This window comes from Superficieibacter sp. 1612_C1 (genome assembly GCF_015234305.1).
Lineage (GTDB): Bacteria > Pseudomonadota > Gammaproteobacteria > Enterobacterales > Enterobacteriaceae > Superficieibacter.
The window spans coordinates 1,044,650-1,068,675 of sequence record NZ_JADGMI010000001.1 but is presented as its reverse complement, the minus strand read 5'-3'; the positions used below and the strand labels follow the sequence as shown (position 1 = coordinate 1,068,675).

The window sequence follows — 24,026 nt, the reverse complement described above, 5'->3', positions numbered from 1 at the left end:
CAAGGAGTCATCAATGAATTCAAAAGCACCAGCAAAAATCACGCTGTGGGAGTTTTTCCAGCAGCTCGGCAAAACCTTTATGTTACCCGTGGCGCTACTTTCTTTCTGTGGGATCATGATGGGGATTGGCAGTTCCCTGAGCAGTCATGATGTCACCACCCTTCTGCCATGGCTGGATAACCCTTTTCTACAGGCTATTTTTGGCTGGATGAGCAAAGTTGGCTCATTTGCTTTCAGCTTTCTACCGGTGATGTTCTGTATTGCCATCCCGTTGGGGCTGGCGCGTGATAATAAAGGCGTGGCGGCTTTTTCCGGGTTTGTCGGCTATGCGGTAATGAACCTTGCCGTTAACTTCTGGCTAACCGCAAAAGGCATTTTACCGACGACGGATACCGCTATTTTAAAAGCAAATAACATCCAGATGATTTTGGGCATTCAGTCGATTGATACCGGGATCCTCGGGGCAGTGATTGCCGGGATCATCGTCTGGATATTGCACGAACGTTTTCACACCATCCGCCTGCCGGATGCGCTGGCCTTCTTTGGCGGCACACGTTTTGTGCCGATTATTACCTCGGTAGTGCTGGGCCTGGTCGGCCTGGCGATCCCGCTTATCTGGCCAGTATTCGCCATGGGTATCAATGCGCTGGGTTACGCTATCAATAGCGCGGGCGATTTTGGTCCGATGATTTTTGGTACTGGCGAACGCCTGCTGCTGCCTTTTGGGTTACATCATATTCTGGTGGCGCTGATCCGCTTTACCGAAGCAGGCGGTACCCTGGATGTCTGTGGTCACAGCGTGAGCGGTGCGTTAACCATCTTTCAGGCGCAGCTAGGTTGCAGCGAAACCCACGGGTTTGCCGAGAGTGCCACTCGCTTCCTGTCGCAGGGCAAAATGCCCTCTTTCCTCGGCGGTCTGCCGGGTGCGGCGCTGGCGATGTATCACTGCGCGCGCCCGGAAAATCGGCCTAAAGTTAAAGGGCTGCTCATTTCAGGCGTGGTCGCCTGCGTGGTCGGCGGCACGACTGAACCGCTTGAATTCCTGTTCCTGTTCGTAGCGCCGGTGCTATATGTGATCCATGCTCTGCTCACCGGGTTGGGCTTCACCATCATGGCGGTGCTCGGCGTGACCATCGGTAATACCGACGGTAATATCATCGACTTCGTGGTCTTTGGTATGCTGCACGGGCTGGCTACCCGCTGGTATATGGTGCCGGTAGTTGCGGTGATCTGGTTTGTGGCCTATTACACCATCTTCCGCTTTGCGATTGTGCGCTTTAATATCAAAACGCCTGGACGTGAAGTTGATACCACCAGCCCGCTGGAAAAAGCCGTCGCTGGCGTCACGGGTAAATCCGGGTACAACGTCCCTGCCATCCTGGCCGCGCTGGGCGGTGCAGAAAACATCATCTCGCTGGATAACTGTATTACCCGTCTGCGTCTGTCGGTGCAGGATATGAGTAAAGTTGACAGCGCGGCGTTAAAAAACCTGCGCGCTATTGGGGTGGTGCAGCTTAACCAGCATAATCTTCAGGTCGTGATTGGGCCTCAGGTGCAGTCGGTCAAAGATGAAATGGCGACGCTCATGAATACGGTTCAGGCCTAAAATACACTTTCCCCCTTTGCTCCAAAGGGGGAAAATCAGCCTTCGATTTAAAGATAAGGACGCTGACATGTTTGACTTTTCAACCCCGGTGGACAGACACGGTACCTGGTGTACGCAATGGGACTACGTCGCCGACCGCTTCGGCGCAGCCGATCTGCTGCCTTTTACCATTTCCGATATGGATTTTGCCACCGCACCCTGCATTCTTGACGCGCTGCGCACACGGCTCGACCACGGCGTGCTGGGTTACAGCCGCTGGAAAAACGACGACTTTGTAGCGGCTGTCGCGCACTGGTACGCTACCCGGTTTAACAGCCGGATCGATACGCAGCAACTGGTGTACGGCCCCTCCGTGATTTATATGGTCGCCGAGATGATCCGCCAGTGGTCCGCCCCCGGCGACGGGGTGGTGGTGCACACTCCCGCCTACGATGCGTTCTACAAGACCATTGAGAGTAATCAGCGACACGTGGTGGCGGTTCCGCTGCGTAAAGAGCATAACGACTGGCAATGTGATTTCGCCCAGCTTGAGCAGGCGCTGGCACAACCGCAGAACACCATTATGCTGCTGTGTAGCCCGCAGAACCCCAGCGGAAAAGTCTGGACGCTCGAAGAACTGACCACCATGGCGCAGCTGTGTGAGAAACACAACGTGGCGGTGATCAGCGATGAAATCCACATGGATATGATTTGGGGAGCGCATCGGCATATTCCGTGGTGCGAGGTGGCACGCAGCCGCTGGGCGCTGTTAACGTCCGCTTCAAAAAGCTTTAATATTCCGGCGCTGACCGGCGCTTATGGGCTTATCGGTGAAGACACGTCGCGCGGGGCCTATCTCAACGCGCTAAAAAATCGCGATGCGCTCTCTTCCCCGTCGGTGCCGGCACTGGTGGCGCACATTGCCGCCTATCAGCAGGGCGCGCCGTGGCTGGATGCCTTACGCGACTATTTACAGGGTAATTTGCGCTATATTGCCGATGCGCTAAACGGCGCATTCCCCGAGCTTAGCTGGCAGCCGCCACACTCTACCTATCTTGCCTGGATCGACCTGAGCCCGCTTGACGTGGATCAGCATGCGCTGCAAAAGACGCTGATCGAGCAGCAAAAAGTCGCCATCATGCCCGGTTACACCTATGGTGTTGAGGGCAACGATTTTATACGCCTCAATGCGGGCTGTCCGCGCAGCAAGCTGGAACAAGGGGTTGAGCGTCTCATTGCCGGGATCCGCTCATTACGTTGACGTTTTTGCGCAAGAGAGAAATCTGTTGCGCAAAATAGCTTTTTTCCCGCATTTGTTTTTATAATGGATCGCACTTTACATACTGGATTTCTGAACGTTTTGAAAAACAAAGATAATCTTTTTATTCAAACGTTTAGAAACAAATGCATATCAACATTATCGGCCATTAACCGACATTTATCTGTCCCTGAACGTGCCCCTTTTTAGCGTTATGCCCCCAAGATGCCCCTGTTCGTAAGCCTCAGTTTCTTATGGATTGAGACTACACGAGAGCTCACATACAAAATTGCATTTTGTTGATTATCATCCAGTTATGTACGAGTGACCTCATCACTTTGCGAACTGCGAATGACGATGAAACTGGAGCAAGAGCAATGATACTGGTTATTACACCATTGGCACGAGCGCAGGCTCTGCCAATCTCGGCCGCCATCCTCTTTCGCCACTGTGCTCCGGAAAGTTAATCGATGCGGCGCAATCCTCAAATAGGAATTGCTCAAAAATAAGCCTGAGCGACTTAAACACATCTGGAAGATACGATCTAAAAGGCTGATATGTGGCTAGTTAAGGATTTACTATCGACCCCTTGGGGACAGGATGTTAAACTTAATCCCTTCCAGATTAAACTGATTTCTCAAATGATACAGTTATTTAGTCGATATATTTCAGTTGGTGTTATAAACACAGGCCTGCACTGGGTATGCTTCGGTGCATTGGTTCATTTTCTCGGAGCAACTCAGGCTGTTTCCAATGTTGTTGCGTTCTGCGTAGCAGTCACATTCAGTTTCTTTGCTAATGCAAAGTGGACATTCAAATCACAAGCTACACCATGGAGATATAGCGCATTTGTTTTATTCATGGGTGCAATAGCAGCGATAACTGGGCATATTGCTGACCTGCTTCGTGCGCCACCCTTCATTACCCTTATTTTATTTTCGGGCTTTAGCTTGATTATCGGTTTTGTCTATTCAAAATTCATTGTTTTTAGGGATGCAAAATGAAAATTTCCCTGGTTGTTCCAGTTTTCAACGAAGAAGATACGATACCTATTTTCTACAAAAACGTACGGGAGTTTGAAGAATTAAAACAGTACGAGGTTGAGATATTGTTCATCAATGACGGGAGTAAAGATGCTACTGAATCTATTATAAATGCTCTTGCAGTTTCCGATCATCTTGTCGTCCCGCTATCATTTACCCGCAATTTTGGTAAAGAGCCAGCCCTATTTGCTGGGCTTGATCATGCTACGGGGGATGCCATAATCCCAATAGATGTTGACCTCCAAGACCCTATCGAGGTAATCCCCCATCTGATAGATAAATGGAAGGCTGGCGCAGATATGGTTCTGGCTAAGCGCTCAGATCGCTCAACTGATGGACGATTAAAGAGAAAGACAGCCGAATGGTTTTATAAATTACATAATAAGATAAGCAACCCCAGGATCGAGGAAAATGTCGGCGATTTCCGGCTTATGTCCCGTGAAATAGTAGAAAATATCAAGTTGCTGCCAGAAAGAAACCTTTTCATGAAAGGGATATTGTCATGGGTTGGTGGTCGTACTGACGTTGTCGAATATGTGCGCGCAGAACGAGTAGCGGGCGACTCCAAATTTAATGGCTGGAAATTGTGGAATCTGGCTCTGGAAGGAATTACCAGTTTCTCAACCTTTCCTCTTCGCATGTGGACATACATTGGACTCATCGTTGCGGGACTGTCATTTATATATGGCGCATGGATGATTTTAAACACTTTAGTCTTTGGGAATCCTGTTCAAGGATACCCTTCAATTATTGTATCGATATTGTTTTTAGGTGGCATTCAACTCATCGGCATTGGAGTTCTTGGTGAGTATATTGGCAGGATTTATATAGAATGCAAAGAAAGGCCGAAATATATAATAAAAAATCCAAAGGAGACCAAACGTGTTCAGTAATAAGTTAAAAATCGGCATCACAGGCTTAATCGTTTTCGCGATAATATTAATTCCATCAATGCGTATACCAATGCATTCAGATGATTATTTTTATTATTTTTTAGGGAACTCTCCTCAGGAAATGTATGACCACTATTTGATTTGGTCTGGTAGAGTTTTGGCTAACGCAATAAGCTCAACCCTTCTTTACAATTTCAGCCATACCACTATTGAAATAATCAATTCAATAGCATTTCTTGCGCTTTGCTTCTTCATTTCATTTATACCAATTGTCGTAAGCAAGGAAAGAAATAAATATCATCCATTCATGTTGATATTCGTTTTCTTAACCTATTGGGTTTCAAATCCAAAACTGGGAGAGACATCATTTTGGATAGTTGGCTCAGCCAATTATTTATGGACAAACATGTTCATAGGAATTTACATAATCTCTATGTTCAGCGCACATAAAACAAATAATAAAATCTACTATTTACTTACGTTTGCTTTAGGTGTTATCGCTGGATGTTCAAATGAAAACACTTCAATTATTGTAGCGCTGCTTAGCATTGTTCTTGTTATATTTGAAAAAAATAAAATATCCCTTACATTAGGTCTTATTGGCTCTATTATCGGTACGGCCATACTTCTTTTATCACCTGGAACAAGAAACAGAGCGACACTTTACACAGAATGGAACCACACATCTTTCTTAGATAAATTCTTTACACATTTCTATGAAAGATTTCCAGGTTCAGTCGAGGCGTACTGGTTTGCATTACTAATGATGTTTGTAGTGCTACTATTTGCATCCACTAATAAGACAATAAGTAAGCGGACTCTTAATTATTCGCTTTTTTTCTTAGTATGCGCTTTGCTGTCTAATGCAGCATTCGTTGGTTCTCCAGCTTTCCCTGAACGATCAATGAATGGCGGACTATGCTTTTTATTAATATCGGCTTCATTCATTGTTTCAGATATTTGCCAGTGCAATAATAAAATCACTAAATCATGCATATCAATAGTTATGGCTGGGTTACTATTTTACTTTATACCCTCATATTATTGGTTTGTTAATGCTGTCAACAGCAACTGGGAGCAAGATAAAATTCGTCAGCAAGTTATATCAAATGCAAAAAAGCAAGGCGCACAAGAAATTTACATCCCCGATTTCTACTTTACGACTCTCGCCAAGCAAAGCGATATGCTGGATACATATCAAAATGAAAAAATGAACGAATATTTTAAGGTAAAAAACCTTATTAAATACAGCGTGCCTTTTGACTACTCACACATTTCTACAGGTGAATACATACCTGCTTCATATGAATTAGCAGATGGCATCTCACTTACGGCTATTAAATTCTATAAAGAGGTAAATAGATTTAGTATTAGCAATAAAATGCTAATGAAGTTTAGCTTGAAAGAAACACCTCAGTCTATACTTGGTGACCATAAGAAATTATCATTAAATATTGAATGCCAGACCCAAAAGGGCAATTCAAAAACAGATGAAAAATTTGAACTATCGCAGATCGGTGATTACTTTTACTCTAGCGTTGATATACACGGGTGCAATAAAAAAAATACAAGTAAAATTAGCATAGTCATGCTGGATAATATATCCAAAGAAGAAATATCTCGTATAAAAATAAAGTGACCGCCCTCACAGCCCCATTGCGGGGCTGTATTTAAAATCGTTATAGTTAACATTTCTCTCTGTGATTTTAGTTATCTCCATTCCCCCGTCTGTTAAAGTGTATTACAGGAGTAAGTATCTTTGATACAGACAGTTATGTCATCTGTATTTCAGGGGAACTTGCACAGTCACGCATTTTAATGTCTTTTCGTCATACACGGACACCCTTCAGTTTTAATGATGGCTAGCTATATTACATGAATATCAGAAGCTTTCTTCATTCCCAATATGAAAAGTTGAGATGGTATACTCGCAGCAACGTTAGCCGTCATATCTGAAATTTCCTTTGCTTCGGGCGCAGCAATCTGCTCAGGCTAAGTTTGCGCAGCATTGTGTTCAGTATGGCATAACTTCGTTTAAAGGATGAAGAATGAAGAATGAAGAATGAATTTAAGGTATGGCATTGATTAGTTTAAGGCCAAGAAATAATTTGAGCTTTGAGGGAGTTAACTGTTTTTGCAGGTCAGGGATTAAGTCCTGCTGTGCCTGTAGTGCCAGAGTAAGTTTGCGATCATGGCGATCGGTTCAGGGGTGTAGGCTTTCAGCGGGTCCGGTTCGTACTCTTTCTCCAGTCCATGACCCGAAATACATTCCGGACTAACGGCCTTCAGGTCGTTAGCGATAAAGCTCAGCATCTCGGCGACTCGGGGATAACGTCACCTCGGGCCCTCATTTTAAATGTCGCAGTGGCCTAGTACATCACCTCATTTAGCGCCACCAGCCTGTCACACTGCGTGTTATTCTTGATATCTTTCTTCAGTCCCAAGTCTGACGTTGACGTGGTGTTCAAAGAGCCGACCGCAGTATTATCAACGTAAAGGATCATCCTTGCCCATCCCAACCAAAACAGTAGTTGTTAGCACCTGAAGCACTACTATGGTAGCCATAATTTATCCTATGTCGTAAATGAAAGCGTTAATATAAAAGCAGTCTCTGAATTCGAATGGATAGGCGACGTCAGAACTACCTAATAATCCTGTACGGGCCAAAGAGTGATCTTTAATTGTAAGGGTGGCGGGTACTCCCCAGGCACCCAATTGCCAGTCGCCGAGAGCGTGTTAAAGTTGATATTGATCCGAATTACAAGATTCATCGTGGTAACTTCTGGTGCGATTATCTTTCCTCCAGACTTCTCCTTTCACATTCTTAGGTGCATGATTTATCCAGCATTTCTAACAGGTTAGCAATGTGATGTATAATGGATCGCACTTTACTTAAAAAAAGAGTGCGATCATGATTGATACAACCCTCCCATTGACCGATATTCACCGCCATCTGGATGGCAACATTCGCGCCCAAACTATTCTTGACCTCGGTCGCCAGTACAATCTCAAGCTTCCCGCCGATACGCTTAGCGCGCTTATTCCGCATGTGCAGGTCACCCGTAATGAGCCAGACCTGGTCAGTTTTCTGGCAAAACTCGACTGGGGCGTGAAAGTCCTTGCCTCGCTGGAGGCCTGCCGCCGTGTGGCGTATGAAAATATGGAGGATGCGGCCCACAACGGTCTGCACTATGTCGAGTTACGTTTCTCACCTGGCTATATGGCGATGGAGCATAACCTGCCGATAGAGGGTGTCGTTGAAGCCGTGATTGCAGGCGTTCGTGAAGGCAGCCGTGATTTTGGCGTGGAGGCCCGCCTGATTGGCATTATGAGCCGCACCTTTGGCGAAGCGGCGTGTCAGCAGGAGCTTGAGGCATTGCTGGCGCACCGCGACGGTATTACGGCACTGGACCTGGCGGGCGATGAACTGGGTTTTCCGGGGTCGTTATTCCTGAGTCATTTTAACCGCGCGCGCGATGCCGGCTGGCATATCACCGTCCACGCCGGGGAAGCGGCTGGTCCGGAAAGTATCTGGCAGGCGATTCGCGAACTGGGCGCTGAGCGTATTGGTCACGGGGTTAAAGCGGTTGAAGATCCGGCGCTCATGGAATTTTTACGTGAGCAGCGGATCGGCATCGAGTCCTGTTTGACCTCTAACATTCAGACCAGCACCGTGGCGAGCCTCGCTCACCATCCCCTGAAAACGTTCCTCGAACAGGGCGTGCTGGCAACGCTTAATACCGACGATCCGGCGGTGCAAGGCGTGGATATCATTCATGAGTATACGGTGGCAGCCCCTGCCGCCGGTCTGAGCCCGCAGCAAATCCGCCAGGCGCAAATTAACGGCCTGGAAATTGCCTTTCTGACGCCGCAGGAAAAGGCAGCATTGATTCAGCGCGTCGCACAACGCTAATGAATATCCCGCTCATCAACGTGATGAGCGGGAAACGGTTATGCCAGATTCACCGTGGCACGTTGTTTTGAGGATTCGATCCCACGTTCAATCAGTTCCATAATCTGAATGGCCTGGCTGGCGGGAACCGGATTCTCACCGTGACCGTTCAGCGCATCACGGATCGCCGCATAATAAGCCGGATAGTTACCCGGGCTGGTCAGCAGCGGCGCGGCTTCCACCCGATCTTCTCCTGTTGCCTGCGTCAGTACGCCGTCACGCATATCATAGCCCCAGTCTTCCTGCGGCAGACGCTCCCCGTTTTTCAGCCGCTCTTCCTGCGGATCGAGACCATACTTGATGTAGCTGCCGCGCGAACCGTGAATGATATAACGCGCGGTCTCAGCGGCGGCCAGCAGCGTACCATGCAGAACCACGCGCCGCTGCGGGTAGCTGAGGATAGCATGAAAATAGTCGGTGGACTGGGCACCCGGACGAAGCTGGGCTAAATCGACGGTCATGCTGACCGGCAGGCCAAATAAATTGACAGCCTGATCCAACAGATGCGGCCCTAAGTCATACCAGATACCGCTGCCCGGGCCACCCTGTTCGCGCCAGCGATTGCGCACCTGCGGGCGATAGCGATCAAAATGGGATTCAAACCACGCCACTTCTCCCAGCGTGCCTTCTGCGAGCAGTGCTTTAACGGTCAGGAAATCGCTGTCCCAGCGACGGTTATGAAACACCGACAGCAGCCGTCCCAGACTTTTTGCCAGCGTATCCAGCTCGCGCGCTTGTGACAACGTCACGGTAAAGGGCTTATCCACCACCACATGTTTGCCCGCTTCCAGCGCCGCTTTTGCCAGCGGGAAATGGGTGTCATTCGGCGTGGGGATCACAATCAGATCAATAGAGGGGTCATTGAAGAGGTGCTTCGGCTCGGAAACGACCTTTACTCCCGGCCAGTCGGCTTTAACTTTACTTTCATCGCTACTGGAGACGACCGCCAGTTCCAGTCCCGGAGTGCCGTCAATGAGCGGTGCATGAAATGTCTTACTGGCATAACCGTAACCAATTAATCCAACGCGTAAACTGTCACTCATCTTATAGCCCTCTTTTTTACCAGCCCCTATTTCACCCTATCTTTCCTGCCGCCACAACACATTAATAACACCACGTAACGTTTGAGTTTTCATCATTGTTACCGACAAATAACCCCGCAATTCATGTGACATAAATTAAATCGGGTCACGACTTGCTGTCCTCCTGCGTGCCAGGTAGCATTTACCGACATTTTTAATTGGGTTTATAAGATTATGTCGTCTCCTTTTTCACGCATCCTTGAAATGGCCGGTTGGGCTGTCGTGGGCCTTACCGTACTTTTACTCATCGCCGCGAATCATATCGACAACTACGAACCACCGCAGACGGATACACCGTCACTGCATAAATAATATCGTCCTGGAAAGTGATCCGGCTCGCAATGCTGCAACCGGTTTCTGAAACCGGTTGCATACCCTCAATCGCTCTTCTTACACTGTTGTTTTTAACGAACAGGAGATGAGCATGGCTGCTTTTCCGGACAATTTTCTGTGGGGCGCGGCGACGGCGGCGTACCAGGTTGAAGGCGCACATGATAAAGACGGCAAAGGCCCGTCTATCTGGGACATTTTTTCACATCAACCCGGCACGACTTATCAGGATACCAACGGTGACGTCGCCGTCGATCACTACCACCGTTTCCGCGAGGATGTGGCGTTAATGGCGGAGATGGGGCTGCAAAGCTACCGTTTTTCCGTATCCTGGCCGCGCCTGCTGCCCAACGGGCGTGGCGAGATTAATGAAGCCGGGGTGAAATTCTACAGCGATCTGATCGATGAACTGCTGGCGCATAATATCGAGCCTATGCTGACGCTTTACCACTGGGATCTTCCTCAGGCCTTGCAGGATGAGGGCGGCTGGGAGTCCCGCGCGACGGCGGAGGCCTTTGTTGAGTATGCGCGTCTGTGCTACGAGCGCTTTGGCGACAGAGTTAAACTGTGGGCCACCTTTAATGAAACGATTGTGTTCATCGGCCATGGCTACATCACCGGCAGCCATCCCCCTTCCGTTAACGATCCCGCCCGCGCGATTCAGTCCTGTCACCACGTTTTTATTGCTCATGCCATGGCGGTCCGCGCGTTTCGCGAAAGCGGCATTAACGGTGAAATCGGCTTTGTTAACGTCCTTCAGCCGCATACTCCGTTAACGCAGAGCCCTGAAGACATTGCCGCCACCGAATTGGCCGATGCCATTCATACGCACTGGTTTTACGATCCGATCCTTAAAGGCGCTTATCCCGACGAACTGCTCCAGCAAACTCAGCAGCTGTGGGGCGTTCCACAATGCGCCCCTGACGATATGGCGCTGCTGCGTGATAACCGCTGCGATTTTATTGGTCTCAATTATTATCGGCGTGAAACCGTGGCGGCGAATCCGCACGAAACGCGCACCCAGGCGAATCACAGCAGTGAACGCCAGAGCGGCGGCGAGTTCGGCTTTAAGGGGTTGTTTAAATTCGTTCGCAACCCAGAAGGGGTTTATACCGACTGGGACTGGGAGATTTGGCCGCAGGGATTAACCGACGGCATTATGATGATAAAAGCGCGCTATGGCGATATTCCGATTTACATCACCGAAAATGGTCTGGGCGCGAAAGACCCTGTTGTCGACGGTGAAGTGCTCGATGACCCGCGTATTGACTATTTGCGCATGCATATCGACGCGCTGGAAAAGGCTATCAAGGCCGGTGCCGATGTTCGTGGCTATTATCCGTGGTCGTTTATCGATCTGTTGAGCTGGCTGAACGGTTATAAAAAACAGTACGGCTTTGTTTATGTCGATCATAGCCAGGATTTAGCACGCAAACGCAAAAAGAGTTACTACTGGTATCAGAACGTGATTGCCAGCCACGGCGAACAGCGTTAATCTTCTCTTCGCAGGTGCCCTTCGGCACCTGCTATATCTGATGGATATGCTTTACATCCCTTTTAAGTAAACCAGAAATTATTCGTGTTTTTGCTTTTACCTTGTATGGTTTAAATAACGTGTGCGGCATTCAGCCCTGGGAAGCGTCGCTTCCAGCGATGGCTGATAAGCATAGTACGGGTAAAAGCACGGCCCTTGATGCATATCCTGATGTGATAAGTCTAAATTCATATAATTATTCTCATTATAAAATGGACCCACTTAATATGACCGTTCAGGACTACTTATTAAAGTTTCGTAAAATCAGCTCCCTTGAAAGCCTGGAAAAACTGTTTGACCACCTCAACTATAACCTGACCGACGAGGCCGAAATCATCAATATGTACCGGGCTGCCGACCACCGTCGTGCCGAGCTGGTGTCAGGTGGTAAATTGTTCGATATCGGTCAGGTTCCAAAGACCGTCTGGCGATACGTGCAATAAAGTCTGTAAATAATAGCGCCAGTTGTTTTATACTTCCCGCCCGGTCGTAGACCTCTTTTCTGGCGCTAATTTCTGGAGTGGGCATGTCTGTAAAATCCGGTGAACGTATTGGCGGCTGGCTGCTGGCACCTTTAGCCTGGCTGCTGCTGGCCTTATTCAGCGCGTCGCTATCGTTGTTGATTTATGCAGGTGCGCTAATGACACCAGAAATGTTGGCGTCGCTGAAGACGCAAAGCAGCAGCTATGTCACCCTGTGGGCTATCTCCTGCGCGTTCGCCGTCGCCATGTGGTTTTATACGCTGTGGTTAACCATCGCCTTTTTCAAACGCCGTAAATCAGTGCCGAAGCACTATATTGTCTGGCTACTGATCTCCGTGGTATTGGCGATCAAGGCCTTTGCTTTCGCCCCGGTCTCCGACGCGCTGGCAATCAGGCAACTGCTGTTCCCTCTTCTTGCGGCTGCGCTACTGGCCCCCTATTTCAGACGATCGCAGCGGGTAAAAAGCACTTTCGTCAATCCGTAATAACCCTACAGTTATCCTGTTGTCGCCTGGTCTGGTTTGACCGATAATAGACGGCTTTTTTTGTTTCAGGTCGAATAATGACTGACTATTTATTGCTATTTGTTGGAACAGTCCTGGTAAACAACTTCGTCCTGGTGAAGTTTCTGGGCCTGTGCCCCTTTATGGGGGTCTCTAAAAAGCTGGAAACAGCGATGGGTATGGGACTGGCCACCACCTTTGTGATGACGCTGGCGTCTGTCTGTGCGTGGCTGATTGATAACTGGATCCTCATTCCGCTGGATTTAGTCTATCTGCGTACCCTGGCCTTTATCCTGGTCATTGCCGTGGTTGTGCAGTTTACCGAGATGGTAGTGCGCAAAACCAGCCCGGCGCTGTATCGCCTGCTGGGTATTTTTCTGCCGCTGATCACCACTAACTGCGCGGTGCTCGGCGTCGCCCTGTTGAATATTAATCTCGGGCATAACTTTCTTCAGTCGGCGCTGTACGGCTTTTCGGCCGCGGCGGGTTTCTCGCTGGTGATGGTCCTGTTCGCCGCCATTCGCGAGCGCCTGGCAGTGGCCAACGTGCCCGCGCCGTTTCGCGGCAACGCTATCGCTCTGATTACCGCAGGGCTGATGTCACTGGCCTTCATGGGCTTTAGCGGTCTGGTGAAACTGTGATGACGGCGATCTGGATAGCGATTGCGGCGCTCGGCATTCTCGGGCTGATTTTTGGTATTCTGTTGGGCTACGCCTCCCGTCGCTTTGCGGTTGAGGAAGATCCGATTGTTGAAAAAATTGATGCCATTTTACCCCAGAGCCAGTGCGGACAGTGTGGTTTTCCCGGCTGTCGCCCCTACGCTGAGGCGGTAGGTCGCAACGGCGAGAGCATCAATAAATGTGCGCCCGGTGGCGAAGCGGTGATGCTAAAAATAGCCACCTTGCTTAACGTTGACCCGCAACCGATAGAGGGCGATGCGCAGACGCTTGAGCCGGTTCGGATGCTGGCGGTTATTGATGAAAATAATTGCATTGGTTGCACCAAATGCATTCAGGCCTGCCCGGTTGACGCCATTATTGGCGCAACCCGCGCAATGCATACCGTGATGAACGACCTGTGCACCGGCTGTAATCTGTGTGTGGATCCCTGCCCGACGCAGTGTATTACCCTGCAACCGGCAGCCACCACCACTGAAAACTGGAAATGGGATTTACAGACCATCCCCGTCCGTATCATTCCTGTGGAACACCATGTTTAAACTATTTTCTGCCTTCAGAAAGGACAAGATTTGGGATTTCAACGGCGGTATCCATCCGCCGGAAATGAAAACTCAGTCCAGCGTGACGCCGCTGCGTCAAGTGCCGCTGGCGCAGCGCTTTGTTATTCCACTGAAGCAGCACATCGGTGCTGAGGGCGAGTTGTGCGTGAAGGCAGGCGATTATGTCCTGCGTGGTCAGCCGTTGACCCGCGGCTGGGGACGTATGCTGCCTGTACATGCACCCACGTCTGGCGTGGTATCGGCGATTGCCCCCCACTCTACCGCGCATCCTTCCGCGCTGGCTGAATTAAGCGTCATTATCGATGCCGATGGCGAAGACCGCTGGATAGATCGTGACGGCTGGCAAGACTATCACAGTAAAAGCCGTGACGAGCTGATCGAGCGAATTCATCAATACGGCGTGGCAGGGTTAGGCGGTGCCGGTTTCCCTACCGGCAGTAAACTGCGCGGCGGCGGCGATAAAATCGAAACGCTGATTATTAATGCGGCCGAGTGCGAACCCTATATTACTGCTGACGATCGGCTGATGCAGGAGTGCGCCGCGCAAATTATCGAAGGCGTGCGCATCCTCGCGCATATTTTACAGCCCCGGCAGGTGTTGATCGGCATTGAAGATAACAAGCCGCAGGCTATTTCCATGCTGCGTGCAGTACTGGCAGATGCGCACGATATTGCTCTGCGGGTGATCCCCACCAAATACCCTTCCGGGGGGGCTAAACAGCTTACGCAAATCCTGACCGGTAAACAGGTACCGCATGGCGGCCGCTCATCTGATATTGGCGTGTTAATGCAAAACGTCGGTACCGCCTATGCAATTAAACGGGCGATTATTGACGGTGAGCCACTGACGGAGCGCGTGGTCACCCTGACCGGGGAAGCCGTTGCCAGACCGGGTAACGTCTGGGTGCGACTGGGTACCCCTGTGCGTCATTTGCTGGAGTTCGCTGGTTTTTGCCCCTCCTCCGAACAGATGGTCATTATGGGCGGCCCCCTGATGGGCTTTACCCTTCCGTGGCTGGATGTGCCGGTGGTCAAAATTACTAACTGCCTGCTCGCGCCGTCCGTTAATGAAATGGGTGAGCAACAGGAAGAAAAAGGCTGTATCCGCTGTAGCGCCTGCGCCGATGCCTGTCCTGCCGATCTTCTGCCACAACAGCTGTACTGGTTCAGTAAAGGTCAGCAGCATGATAAGGCCACGGCGCACAATCTTCAGGATTGTATTGAATGCGGTGCCTGTGCCTGGGTTTGTCCAAGTAATATACCGCTGGTGCAGTATTTCCGTCAGGAAAAGGCCGAAATTTACGCTATCAGCCTTGAGGATAAACGGGCGGCCGAAGCCAAAGCTCGCTTTGAAGCGCGTCAGGCGCGCCTTGAGCGGGAGAAAGTGGCGCGCCAGGAGCGTCACAAGCGCTCGGCCGTACAGCCTGCCGCGCAGGATCAGGATGCGATTCAGGCGGCTATCGCCAGGGTGCGGGAAAAACAGCAGGCAGCAGGCCAGCCGGTCGTCGTTCAGGCCGGGGAAACACCGGATAATCGCGAGGTTATTGCCGCGCGTGAGGCCCGCAAAGCGCAGGCTCGCGCGCTTAAGGCTGAAAAAGTTCAGCAGACGGAGCACGCTGTAGAGGCTTCCGACCCGCGCAAAGCCGCCGTTGAAGCGGCGATTGCCCGCGCTAAAGCCCGCAAAGCGGAACAGCAGACGCAGAGTGAGGCGGTTTCAGCGCCAGCCGACCCGCGTAAAGCTGCCGTCGAAGCGGCGATTGCCCGCGCCAAAGCCCGCAAAGCGGAACAGCAGACGCAGAGTGAGGCGGTGTCAGCGCCAGTCGATCCACGCAAAGCTGCCGTCGAAGCCGCTATTGCCCGCGCCAAAGCCCGCAAAGCGGAACAGCAGACGCAGAGTGAGGCGGTTTCAGCGCCAGCCGATCCGCGTAAAGCTGCCGTCGAAGCGGCGATTGCCCGCGCCAAAGCCCGTAAGCTTCAGCAGCAGGCCACTGCCCCCGCGACCAGCGACGATCCGCGTAAGGCGGCAGTGGCAGCCGCTATCGCCCGCGTTCAGGCACGAAAATCAGCACAGCAGGCCGTTAACGAGGATTAAATGGTTTTCAGAATTGCAAGTTCTCCCTATACCCATAATCAGCGCCAGACATCACGCATTATGATGCTGGTGCTGCTGGCGACCCTGCCGGGCATCGCCGCGCAGCTCTGGTTTTTTGGCTGGGGAACATTAATCCAGCTGATCCTCGCCAGCGTGTCAGCCTGGGGCGCGGAAGCCATCGTGCTTAAATTGCGCAAACAGTCTGTCGGCGGCATTCTGGCTGATAATTCAGCGTGGCTGACCGGCGTATTGCTGGCTATCAGCATCCCGCCGCTTGCACCATGGTGGATGGTGGTGCTGGGCACCGTTTTTGCCGTCATCATCGCCAAACAGCTGTATGGTGGCCTCGGACATAACCCGTTTAACCCGGCAATGATTGGCTATGTGGTGCTGCTGATTTCCTTTCCGGTTCAAATGACGTCATGGTTACCGCCGCAGGACATCGCTGCCAGAACGCCCGATATTGTTGAGGTGTTACAGGTTATTTTTAGCGGCCATACCGCCGCGGGTTATGACATGAATGCCCTGCGTCTTGGCATCGACGGCATTAGTCAGGCGACGCCGCTGGATACCTTTAAAACCTCGCTACATGCCGGACATGATGTGACGCAGATTATGCAGTCCACGATTTATCAGGGCGCCTTCGCAGGCGTTGGCTGGCAGTGGGTGAATCTGGCGTTTCTGGCCGGTGGTCTGTTTTTACTGTGGCAAAAAGCGATTCGCTGGCATATCCCGCTGAGCTTTATTGTAAGCCTTGCCGTGTGTTCTACGCTCGGCTGGCTCTTTGCCCCCGATCATCTGGCGTCACCGTCCATTCACCTGTTCTCAGGCGCGACGATGTTAGGGGCCTTCTTTATTTTGACCGATCCGGTTACTGCCTCCACCACCAATCGCGGCAGGCTGATTTTTGGTGCGCTGGCGGGGCTTCTCGTCTGGCTTATCCGCAGTTTCGGCGGCTATCCTGATGGCGTGGCGTTTGCGGTGCTGCTGGCCAATATTACCGTGCCGCTGATTGATTACTACACGCGTCCCCGCGTTTACGGTCATCGCTGAGGAAAGAACATGCTGAAGACTATGCGTAAACATGGCGTCACGCTGGCGCTGTTCGCCGTGGGCACCACGGGGCTAACGGCGGCCATCGATCAGGTAACAAAAACTACTATCGCGCAGCAGGCAGCCGGCCAGCAGAAAGCGCTTTTCGATCAGGTACTCCCGGTGGAGTTGTATAACAACGATTTGCAAAAAAGTTGTTATCTGGTGAGCGCGCCTGCACTGGGTACAGGGCAACATCGGGTCTATATTGCCACTCATGACAATACCCCGGTTGCGGCCGTTCTGGAAACCACGGCCCCGGACGGTTATTCCGGAGCCATAAAGCTGCTGGTCGGGGCAGATTTTCACGGCACCGTACTCGGTTCACGCGTTATTGAGCACCATGAAACGCCCGGCCTGGGGGATAAAATTGAACTGCGTCTCTCCGACTGGATCACCCATTTTGCCGGGAAAAAAATTAACGGCGAGAATGACAGCCACTGGGCGGTGAAAAAAGACGGCGGTGATTTCGATCAGTTTACCGGCGCGACCATTACCCCGCGCGCGGTGGTCAATGCGGTTAAGCGCACGGGGCTTTATGCTGAAACGCTGCCTGCGCAACTTTCTCACCTCTCAGCCTGTGGAGAATAAACCATGAGCGAAGTCAAAGACGTTATTGTTCAGGGCCTGTGGAAAAATAACTCCGCGCTGGTGCAGCTGTTGGGACTGTGCCCCCTGCTTGCTGTAACCTCGACCGCCACCAATGCGCTTGGCCTTGGGCTGGCAACGACGTTAGTGCTGACGCTGACCAACACAGCGGTCTCCGCCCTTCGCCGCTGGGTTCCTGCTGAAATTCGTATTCCCATTTACGTCATGATCATTGCCTCTGTGGTCAGCGTCGTACAAATGCTCATTAATGCTTACGCTTATGGACTGTATCAGTCACTGGGGATTTTTATTCCCTTGATCGTCACCAACTGCATTGTCATCGGGCGCGCAGAAGCGTTTGCTGCCAAAAAAAGCGTGCCGCTCTCCGCGCTGGACGGTTTTTCTATCGGTATGGGCGCGACCAGTGCGATGTTTGTGCTTGGTTCGCTGCGTGAAATTCTGGGTAACGGTACGCTATTTGACGGCGCGGCCGCGTTGCTCGGTCCGTGGGCTAAAGCGCTGCGGGTTGAAATCTTCCACACCGATACGCCTTTCCTGTTAGCGATGCTCCCGCCCGGCGCTTTTATTGGTCTCGGCATGATGCTGGCGGTAAAATACCTGATTGATGAACGTTCTAAAAAACGTCGGGCGCAGGCCGCGGTCAACTCCGTAATGTCTGCACCTACGGCGTCAGAGAAAGCCTGATGAACAACCAAAAACGACTGACTATTCTTACCCGCTTGCGTGATAATAATCCGCATCCGACCACAGAGCTTCACTTCAACTCGCCATTTGAATTGCTGATCGCCGTGCTGCTTTCTGCCCAGGCGACCGACGTCAGCGTCAATAAAGCGACCGCCAAACTGTATCCGGTAGCCAACACGCCGCAGGCGATGCTTGAGCTGGGAGTAGACGGGGTTAAGTCTTATATCAAAACAATTGGCCTCTATAACAGTAAGGCCGAGAACGTGATCAAGACCTGCCGGATGTTGATTGAATTACATGATGGAGCGGTGCCGGAAGACAGGGCTGCTCTTGAAGCGTTACCGGGCGTGGGGCGTAAAACGGCGAATGTAGTGCTCAATACCGCTTTTGGCTGGCCAACCATCGCGGTCGATACGCATATTTTTCGCGTTTGTAATCGAACACAATTTGCCCCGGGTAAAAATGTCGAACAGGTTGAAGAAAAGTTACTTAAAGTCGTCCCCGCCGAGTTTAAAGTGGACTGTCACCACTGGTTAATTTTGCACGGGCGTTACACCTGTATTGCACGTAAACCGCGCTGTGGCTCATGCATCATTGAAGATGTCTGCGAGTACAAAGAAAAAGTGTATGCCTGAGATCGCAGTCGGCAGGCAAAAGGCGGTAATGTCAGCTGCCTGCTGGCAGCGGTTTCATACCGCATAGTGCGTTATCCCTCACCCTCTGCCCATGATTTTTCGCTGCGTTAGAATCGCTGACCAGTGAAATCCTTTTTTCAGAACAAAAATTTTCTAAGCGCTTACCTTCCTGGTCAGTTATTTAACGTAATGTTAAGAATTTGTTCTTATTCGCGGTAATTACATCTGCATTACTTTTATGAAACCAATGAAGAACAAAACAATAAACCATCTTTTTTTCAGATTATGGCCTATATCACTGCAAAAAGACCAAAACAGCAAAATATATCGCCACCAGGCTAGCCCGACGCCCTTTTGCCAGTTTAAAAAACCACTAATGGCGAAACGATGAAATTAAACGCTGGATAACATTTGCATAGCAGGTTAATTATACGGTAAAATTAATATGTAACAGACTATTACAAAAGTATTGCCTGAGTGGGCAGGATAGTGAACATTAGCTGCCGTTTCCCCTCCAGAATAACTATAAAGTGGATGTTTATTGAGCATCCCACCGAAAACGCCCCCGTTGATATGGGATGTAAAAAAAGAGGTATATGTGTCAACTGCAAACAATAAACCAACAGAAAGCGTGAGCATGAACGCTTTCAAACAACCAAAAGCGTTCTATCTCATCTTCTCGATAGAGTTATGGGAACGTTTTGGTTTCTACGGCCTGCAAGGGATTATGGCGGTTTACCTGGTAAAACAACTGGGTATGACCGAAACGGACTCCATTACGCTGTTTTCATCATTCAGCGCGTTGGTCTATGGTCTGGTCGCTATCGGCGGCTGGCTGGGCGATAAAGTCCTCGGCACCAAACGCGTCATTATGCTTGGCGCAATCGTACTGGCCATTGGCTACGCGCTGGTCGCCTGGTCCGGGCATGATGTCGCTGTCGTCTATATGGGTATGGCTACTATCGCGGTAGGTAACGGGCTGTTTAAAGCTAACCCGTCCTCCCTGCTTTCTACCTGCTATGCCAAAGATGACCCCCGTCTCGACGGTGCTTTTACCATGTACTACATGTCCGTCAACATCGGGTCCTTCTTCTCAATGCTGGCAACTCCATGGCTGGCAGCAGAGTTCGGCTGGAGCGTGGCGTTCGCCCTGAGCGTTGTGGGCATGCTGATCACCGTGGTCAACTTCGCCTTCTGCCAGCGCTGGGTTAAACAGTACGGTTCTAAGCCGGACTTCGAACCCCTGAAGGTCGGCAAACTGTTAATCACAATTGTGGGCGTTGTCATTCTGATCGCGATTGCCACCTGGCTGCTGCACAACCAGGGTATTGCACGTATGGTTCTGGGCGTTATCGCGCTGGGTATCATCTGCATCTTTGCTAAAGAAGCATTCTCAATGCAGGGTGCTGCACGTCGCAAAATGATTGTCGCGTTCATTCTGATGCTGCAGGCTATTATCTTCTTCGTGCTTTATAGCCAGATGCCAACGTCACTGAACTTCTTTGCGATTCACAACGTTGAACATGCCATTTTCGGCATTAACGTCCAGCCAGAACAGTATCAGGCGTTGAACCCGTTCTGGATCATTATCGGTAGCCCGATTCTGGCCGCTATCTATAACAAGATGGGCGATACGCTGCCGATGCCGACCAAATTTGCCATTGGCATGGTGCTGTGCGCAGGTGCATTCCTGGTTCTGCCGTTAGGGGCAAAACTGGCTACCGATGCCGGCATTGTCTCTTCAGGCTGGCTGGTTCTGAGCTATGCCCTGCAGAGCGTTGGCGAGCTGATGATTTCCGGACTGGGTCTGGCTATGGTTGCGCAGCTGGTGCCGCAGCGTTTAATGGGTTTCATCATGGGTAGCTGGTTCCTTACCACGGCGGGCGCTAACCTGATCGGCGGTTATGTCGCAAACATGATGGCGGTTCCTGAAGACGTTAATGATCCTCTGGTTTCCTTACAGGTCTATAGCCATGTCTTCATGCAGATCGGCATTGCTACCGGCGTCATCGCTATTCTGATGCTGCTTACTGCGCCGAAACTTAACCGCATGACACAAAGCGACGAGAAAGACGTGAAAGCAGCGCAGACGCCTGCCGCGTAATATCATCGGGAAACACAGACTTTTAAGCCGCTAACCCTGTTAGCGGCTTTTTTTTTAGCGGCTGTCGCACTACCATACGACTATGCATACTGTTGCCTTCGAAGGAGTGTAATGATGAAGCTTTTTTATAAACCCGGTGCCTGCTCTCTCGCTTCACATATTGTTCTGCGTGAAAGTGGCGTGGACTTTACGCTGGAGAAAGTCGATCTGGCGAATAAACATCTGGAAAATGGTGGCGACTTTTTCAACGTTAACCCGAAAGGCCAGGTTCCGGCCATTCAACTGGATGACAACACGTTGCTCACCGAAGGCACAGCGATCATGCAGTATATTGCTGACAGCGTCCCTGACCGTCAGCTTCTGGCTCCTGTAGGCAGTATTACGCGTTATAAGGCGCTGGAGTGGCTCAATTATGTTGCCACTGAGCTGCATAAAGGTTTCACCCCGCTGTTCCGTCCGGATACGCCAGAAGAGTACAAACCCGCTGTACGTGCGCAGCTGGAGAAAAAACTCCAGTTCGTTGAAGAGGCGCTGAGAGATAAGCAGTGGATTAACGGTTTACGCTTTACCATTGCTGACGCCTATCTTTTTACCGTTCTGCGCTGGGCGCGGGCGGTAAAATTGAAGATGGACGACCTGAGCAATGTGAATGCATATATGGATCGTGTCGCGGCGCGACCTGCGGTGATTGCCGCGCTGGCGGCGGAAGGACTCTGATAGCAAGAACGATGAGTATGTTCTTTTTTTCACTGCCTGAGCCCAAAAATCAGGGGCGTGGTTTCCCACGCCCCTCCTTGCCTTGCTGAGTTACTTCCAGCAGATCAAGCAGTAGTTTTTCTTGCCCCGACGCAGCAGAGTGTAACGTCCGAACAGACGATCGCTGTCAGCAAAGGTATATTCAGGATCGATCTGTTTTTCACCGTTAATCGTGACCGCGTTGGAAGCGATGGTTTTACGCGCCTGACCGCGAGAGGGCTGAAGCTCAGAATCCACCAGCGCCTGCATCAGATCGGCACCTTTCTCCATTTCGATCATCGGCACGCCGTCCTGGGCGAGCTGTTCGAAGTCGGCTTCGCTCAGGGCGCTGAGAGTACCATTGAACAGGCTTTCAGTAATGCGTTTCGCGGCCGACAGACCCTCTTCGCCGTGAACCAGACGCGTCACCAGTTCAGCCAGTACGTATTGCGCACGCGGTGCTTTACCACTGTTTTTATCCTCTTCTTCCAGCGCATTAATGTCTGCGATATCCATAAAGGTGAAGAATTTCAGGAAGCGATAAACGTCTGCATCCGCGGTATTAATCCAGAACTGGTAGAACTTATAAGGGCTGGTTTTCTTCGGATCGAGCCAGACCGCGCCACCTTCAGTTTTGCCAAATTTAGTGCCGTCCGCTTTGGTGATCAACGGAACCGTCAGACCAAACACCTGATTTTGATGCAGGCGGCGGGTCAGATCGATCCCGGAGGTAATATTTCCCCACTGATCGGAGCCACCGATTTGCAGCGCAACGCCGTGCAGATTATTCAGGCAGGCAAAATCGTAACCCTGAAGCAGGTTGTAGGAGAACTCGGTAAAAGAGATCCCCTGGTCGTCACGGTTGAGGCGCTGCTTGACCGCTTCTTTGTTAATCATCTGGTTAACGGAGAAGTGTTTGCCGATATCGCGCAGGAAGGTCAACACGTTCATGCCGCCAAACCAGTCGTAGTTATTGGCCGCGATGGCCGAATTGTCGCCGCAATCAAAATCGAGGAACGGCGCAACCTGTTTGCGGATTTTATCCACCCACTGTTGCACCGTATCTTCGGTATTCAGTTTACGTTCGGCAGCTTTGAAGCTCGGATCGCCAATGAGGCCAGTCGCGCCGCCCACCAATGCAACAGGTTTATGCCCGGCCTGCTGGAAGCGTTTCAGGCATAACAATGGAACAAGATGCCCCAAATGCAAGCTATCAGCGGTAGGATCGAAACCGCAATAGAGTGCAATTGGCCCTTGCGCCAGTCGCTCTGCTAACGCTTCTTCGTCCGTAATCTGGGCAATTAGCCCCCGCTCTTGCAATTGTTTAATCAAGTTACTGCTTGCCATCAAAATCTCCATGTATAAAACGACTGCACCTTTGCCGGTACACGACTGTTCGCCTGATGCGAAAGAGTCATAGAATAAAGCGCCGGAATCAGGAGTACCAGTACATAAAACAACATTTTGTCATCATTACGGTGCCAGACGATCTATTTTCCACTCATTGCCGTCGCGCTGGTATAAAAAACGATCGTGCAGGCGATGTTCGCCGCCCTGCCAGAACTCCATCTGTTCGAAGCTCACCCGGAAACCGCCCCAGAAACTCGGCAGCGGAACCTCGCCTTGCTGAAACTTCTGTTTGAGTTCAAGGAATTTGCTTTCCAGAATACCGCGCGCGGAAATGCGGCTGGACTGCTGGGAGACCCAGGCCCCAATTTGACTGTCGCGGGGGCGGCTGTGGAAGTATTTGATCACATCAAGCGTCGATAACCGTTCGGCTTTACCAATGACCATGACCTGACGCTCCAGCATATGCCAGGGAAAGAGCAGACTGATACGCGGGTTTTGTTCGAGATGATGCGCTTTGCGGCTGCCGAGATTGGTGTAAAAGACCAGCCCTTTTTCATCATAGTGTTTTAATAACACAATGCGCTGGTAAGGTTGTCCGTGTTCATCAACGGTCGCGACAACCATGGCGGTAGGATCGGCTAGCCGGGCATCGCACGCTTGTTTGAGCCAGCGTTCAAACAGCGCCAGAGGTTCCGAAGGGAGATCGTGGCGACGAAGGCCGCCCTGGGTATATTCACGGCGCAAATGCGCGATGTGCTGGAGTTCATCGTTATCTGGCATAGCGTTTGACCTGGACTGTTAATCATGTAGCGCTATTGTGCGC

General features: G+C 50.8%; 23 protein-coding genes. 19 read left to right on the top strand and 4 right to left on the bottom strand.

What is annotated here, in order from left to right; translation table 11 throughout:
- Positions 1-13: 13 nt before the first annotated feature.
- The 5 genes from malX to INT84_RS05105 all read left to right on the top strand — a co-directional run bounded on the left by malX (position 14) and on the right by INT84_RS05105 (position 6,418).
- Positions 14-1,606, top strand: coding sequence for a maltose/glucose-specific PTS transporter subunit IIBC (gene malX, locus INT84_RS05125; protein WP_194205881.1), 1,593 nt, complete (start codon positions 14-16; stop codon positions 1,604-1,606).
- 67 nt (positions 1,607-1,673) lie between these two features.
- Positions 1,674-2,846 (top strand): MalY/PatB family protein, encoded by a 1,173-nt coding sequence (locus INT84_RS05120; RefSeq protein ID WP_194205880.1) that lies wholly within the window; start codon positions 1,674-1,676, stop codon positions 2,844-2,846.
- Between the two features lie 638 nt (positions 2,847-3,484).
- Positions 3,485-3,847 carry a GtrA family protein gene (locus tag INT84_RS05115; protein WP_194206116.1) on the top strand — a complete coding sequence of 121 codons (363 nt, stop codon included), beginning with the start codon at positions 3,485-3,487 and terminating at the stop codon, positions 3,845-3,847.
- Positions 3,844-4,779, top strand: a complete 936-nt coding sequence (locus tag INT84_RS05110; RefSeq protein WP_194205879.1) for a glycosyltransferase family 2 protein — start codon at positions 3,844-3,846, stop codon at positions 4,777-4,779. Before INT84_RS05115 ends, INT84_RS05110 begins: the two co-directional genes overlap by 4 nt.
- Positions 4,769-6,418, top strand: a complete 1,650-nt coding sequence (locus INT84_RS05105; RefSeq protein ID WP_194205878.1) for a DUF6056 family protein — start codon at positions 4,769-4,771, stop codon at positions 6,416-6,418. The genes INT84_RS05110 and INT84_RS05105 overlap by 11 nt, the downstream gene beginning before the upstream one ends.
- Before the next feature lie 509 nt (positions 6,419-6,927).
- Here the strand turns inward: INT84_RS05105 and INT84_RS05100 are convergent.
- On the bottom strand, positions 6,928-7,092 hold the full coding sequence (locus INT84_RS05100) for a hypothetical protein (RefSeq protein WP_194205877.1): 165 nt from the start codon (positions 7,090-7,092) through the stop codon (positions 6,928-6,930).
- A 598-nt stretch (positions 7,093-7,690) separates the two neighbouring features.
- Between INT84_RS05100 and add the strand changes: the two genes are divergently transcribed.
- A complete protein-coding gene (add, locus tag INT84_RS05095; protein ID WP_194205876.1) occupies positions 7,691-8,692 on the top strand; it encodes an adenosine deaminase in 1,002 nt (333 codons plus the stop codon).
- 38 nt (positions 8,693-8,730) lie between these two features.
- Here add and INT84_RS05090 read toward each other — a convergent pair whose 3' ends face one another.
- A complete protein-coding gene (locus INT84_RS05090) occupies positions 8,731-9,774 on the bottom strand; it encodes an oxidoreductase (RefSeq protein WP_194205875.1) in 1,044 nt (347 codons plus the stop codon).
- Between the two features lie 213 nt (positions 9,775-9,987).
- Between INT84_RS05090 and blr the strand changes: the two genes are divergently transcribed.
- The 13 genes from blr to gstA all read left to right on the top strand — a co-directional run bounded on the left by blr (position 9,988) and on the right by gstA (position 21,835).
- Positions 9,988-10,125, top strand: a complete 138-nt coding sequence (gene blr / locus INT84_RS05085; protein WP_194205874.1) for a division septum protein Blr — start codon at positions 9,988-9,990, stop codon at positions 10,123-10,125.
- A 112-nt stretch (positions 10,126-10,237) separates the two neighbouring features.
- Positions 10,238-11,638 (top strand): GH1 family beta-glucosidase, encoded by a 1,401-nt coding sequence (locus INT84_RS05080; protein ID WP_194205873.1) that lies wholly within the window; start codon positions 10,238-10,240, stop codon positions 11,636-11,638.
- A gap of 266 nt (positions 11,639-11,904) precedes the next feature.
- Positions 11,905-12,120 (top strand): transcription modulator YdgT, encoded by a 216-nt coding sequence (gene ydgT / locus INT84_RS05075; RefSeq protein WP_103674570.1) that lies wholly within the window; start codon positions 11,905-11,907, stop codon positions 12,118-12,120.
- Positions 12,121-12,203: 83 nt separating this feature from the next.
- On the top strand, positions 12,204-12,644 hold the full coding sequence (locus INT84_RS05070; protein ID WP_194205872.1) for a DUF2569 domain-containing protein: 441 nt from the start codon (positions 12,204-12,206) through the stop codon (positions 12,642-12,644).
- A gap of 77 nt (positions 12,645-12,721) precedes the next feature.
- Positions 12,722-13,303 (top strand): electron transport complex subunit RsxA, encoded by a 582-nt coding sequence (rsxA, locus tag INT84_RS05065; RefSeq protein ID WP_049840739.1) that lies wholly within the window; start codon positions 12,722-12,724, stop codon positions 13,301-13,303.
- The gene (gene rsxB, locus INT84_RS05060; protein WP_194206115.1) at positions 13,303-13,881 is read left to right on the top strand and encodes an electron transport complex subunit RsxB; all 579 of its coding nucleotides are present in this window, start codon (positions 13,303-13,305) and stop codon (positions 13,879-13,881) included. The genes rsxA and rsxB overlap by 1 nt, the downstream gene beginning before the upstream one ends.
- Positions 13,874-15,994, top strand: coding sequence for an electron transport complex subunit RsxC (rsxC, locus tag INT84_RS05055; RefSeq protein ID WP_194205871.1), 2,121 nt, complete (start codon positions 13,874-13,876; stop codon positions 15,992-15,994). Before rsxB ends, rsxC begins: the two co-directional genes overlap by 8 nt.
- The gene (rsxD, locus tag INT84_RS05050; RefSeq protein ID WP_194205870.1) at positions 15,995-17,047 is read left to right on the top strand and encodes an electron transport complex subunit RsxD; all 1,053 of its coding nucleotides are present in this window, start codon (positions 15,995-15,997) and stop codon (positions 17,045-17,047) included. It begins immediately after the preceding gene.
- 9 nt (positions 17,048-17,056) lie between these two features.
- The gene (gene rsxG, locus INT84_RS05045; RefSeq protein WP_194205869.1) at positions 17,057-17,677 is read left to right on the top strand and encodes an electron transport complex subunit RsxG; all 621 of its coding nucleotides are present in this window, start codon (positions 17,057-17,059) and stop codon (positions 17,675-17,677) included.
- Between the two features lie 3 nt (positions 17,678-17,680).
- On the top strand, positions 17,681-18,379 hold the full coding sequence (locus tag INT84_RS05040) for an electron transport complex subunit E (protein WP_194205868.1): 699 nt from the start codon (positions 17,681-17,683) through the stop codon (positions 18,377-18,379).
- A complete protein-coding gene (gene nth, locus INT84_RS05035; protein ID WP_194205867.1) occupies positions 18,379-19,014 on the top strand; it encodes an endonuclease III in 636 nt (211 codons plus the stop codon). Before INT84_RS05040 ends, nth begins: the two co-directional genes overlap by 1 nt.
- 598 nt (positions 19,015-19,612) lie before the next feature.
- Positions 19,613-21,118: a dipeptide/tripeptide permease DtpA gene (dtpA, locus tag INT84_RS05030; RefSeq protein WP_194205866.1), complete on the top strand. Its 1,506-nt coding sequence runs from the start codon at positions 19,613-19,615 to the stop codon at positions 21,116-21,118.
- A 114-nt stretch (positions 21,119-21,232) separates the two neighbouring features.
- A complete protein-coding gene (gstA, locus tag INT84_RS05025) occupies positions 21,233-21,835 on the top strand; it encodes a glutathione transferase GstA (RefSeq protein WP_176920835.1) in 603 nt (200 codons plus the stop codon).
- Between the two features lie 90 nt (positions 21,836-21,925).
- Here gstA and tyrS read toward each other — a convergent pair whose 3' ends face one another.
- Together tyrS and pdxH are read right to left on the bottom strand one after the other, a co-directional pair.
- The gene (tyrS, locus tag INT84_RS05020; RefSeq protein ID WP_194205865.1) at positions 21,926-23,200 is read right to left on the bottom strand and encodes a tyrosine--tRNA ligase; all 1,275 of its coding nucleotides are present in this window, start codon (positions 23,198-23,200) and stop codon (positions 21,926-21,928) included.
- A gap of 126 nt (positions 23,201-23,326) precedes the next feature.
- A complete protein-coding gene (pdxH, locus tag INT84_RS05015) occupies positions 23,327-23,983 on the bottom strand; it encodes a pyridoxamine 5'-phosphate oxidase (protein WP_194205864.1) in 657 nt (218 codons plus the stop codon).
- Between the last annotated feature and the right edge of the window lie 43 nt (positions 23,984-24,026).

Bases quoted from the DNA above. Each gene is read 5' to 3' on its own strand.
- pdxH (WP_194205864.1), bottom strand. From the start codon at position 23,983: ATGCCAGATAACGATGAACTCCAGCACATCGCGCATTTGCGCCGTGAA.
- INT84_RS05100 (WP_194205877.1), bottom strand. From the start codon at position 7,092: ATGCTGAGCTTTATCGCTAACGACCTGAAGGCCGTTAGTCCGGAATGT.
- ydgT (WP_103674570.1), top strand. From the start codon at position 11,905: ATGACCGTTCAGGACTACTTATTAAAGTTTCGTAAAATCAGCTCCCTT.
- rsxA (WP_049840739.1), top strand. From the start codon at position 12,722: ATGACTGACTATTTATTGCTATTTGTTGGAACAGTCCTGGTAAACAAC.
- INT84_RS05115 (WP_194206116.1), top strand. From the start codon at position 3,485: ATGATACAGTTATTTAGTCGATATATTTCAGTTGGTGTTATAAACACA.
- INT84_RS05120 (WP_194205880.1), top strand. From the start codon at position 1,674: ATGTTTGACTTTTCAACCCCGGTGGACAGACACGGTACCTGGTGTACG.
- add (WP_194205876.1), top strand. From the start codon at position 7,691: ATGATTGATACAACCCTCCCATTGACCGATATTCACCGCCATCTGGAT.
- rsxB (WP_194206115.1), top strand. From the start codon at position 13,303: ATGACGGCGATCTGGATAGCGATTGCGGCGCTCGGCATTCTCGGGCTG.
- gstA (WP_176920835.1), top strand. From the start codon at position 21,233: ATGAAGCTTTTTTATAAACCCGGTGCCTGCTCTCTCGCTTCACATATT.
- INT84_RS05110 (WP_194205879.1), top strand. From the start codon at position 3,844: ATGAAAATTTCCCTGGTTGTTCCAGTTTTCAACGAAGAAGATACGATA.
- rsxC (WP_194205871.1), top strand. From the start codon at position 13,874: ATGTTTAAACTATTTTCTGCCTTCAGAAAGGACAAGATTTGGGATTTC.
- INT84_RS05090 (WP_194205875.1), bottom strand. From the start codon at position 9,774: ATGAGTGACAGTTTACGCGTTGGATTAATTGGTTACGGTTATGCCAGT.
- nth (WP_194205867.1), top strand. From the start codon at position 18,379: ATGAACAACCAAAAACGACTGACTATTCTTACCCGCTTGCGTGATAAT.
- INT84_RS05080 (WP_194205873.1), top strand. From the start codon at position 10,238: ATGGCTGCTTTTCCGGACAATTTTCTGTGGGGCGCGGCGACGGCGGCG.
- INT84_RS05040 (WP_194205868.1), top strand. From the start codon at position 17,681: ATGAGCGAAGTCAAAGACGTTATTGTTCAGGGCCTGTGGAAAAATAAC.
- rsxD (WP_194205870.1), top strand. From the start codon at position 15,995: ATGGTTTTCAGAATTGCAAGTTCTCCCTATACCCATAATCAGCGCCAG.
- blr (WP_194205874.1), top strand. From the start codon at position 9,988: ATGTCGTCTCCTTTTTCACGCATCCTTGAAATGGCCGGTTGGGCTGTC.
- tyrS (WP_194205865.1), bottom strand. From the start codon at position 23,200: ATGGCAAGCAGTAACTTGATTAAACAATTGCAAGAGCGGGGGCTAATT.
- INT84_RS05070 (WP_194205872.1), top strand. From the start codon at position 12,204: ATGTCTGTAAAATCCGGTGAACGTATTGGCGGCTGGCTGCTGGCACCT.
- malX (WP_194205881.1), top strand. From the start codon at position 14: ATGAATTCAAAAGCACCAGCAAAAATCACGCTGTGGGAGTTTTTCCAG.
- rsxG (WP_194205869.1), top strand. From the start codon at position 17,057: ATGCTGAAGACTATGCGTAAACATGGCGTCACGCTGGCGCTGTTCGCC.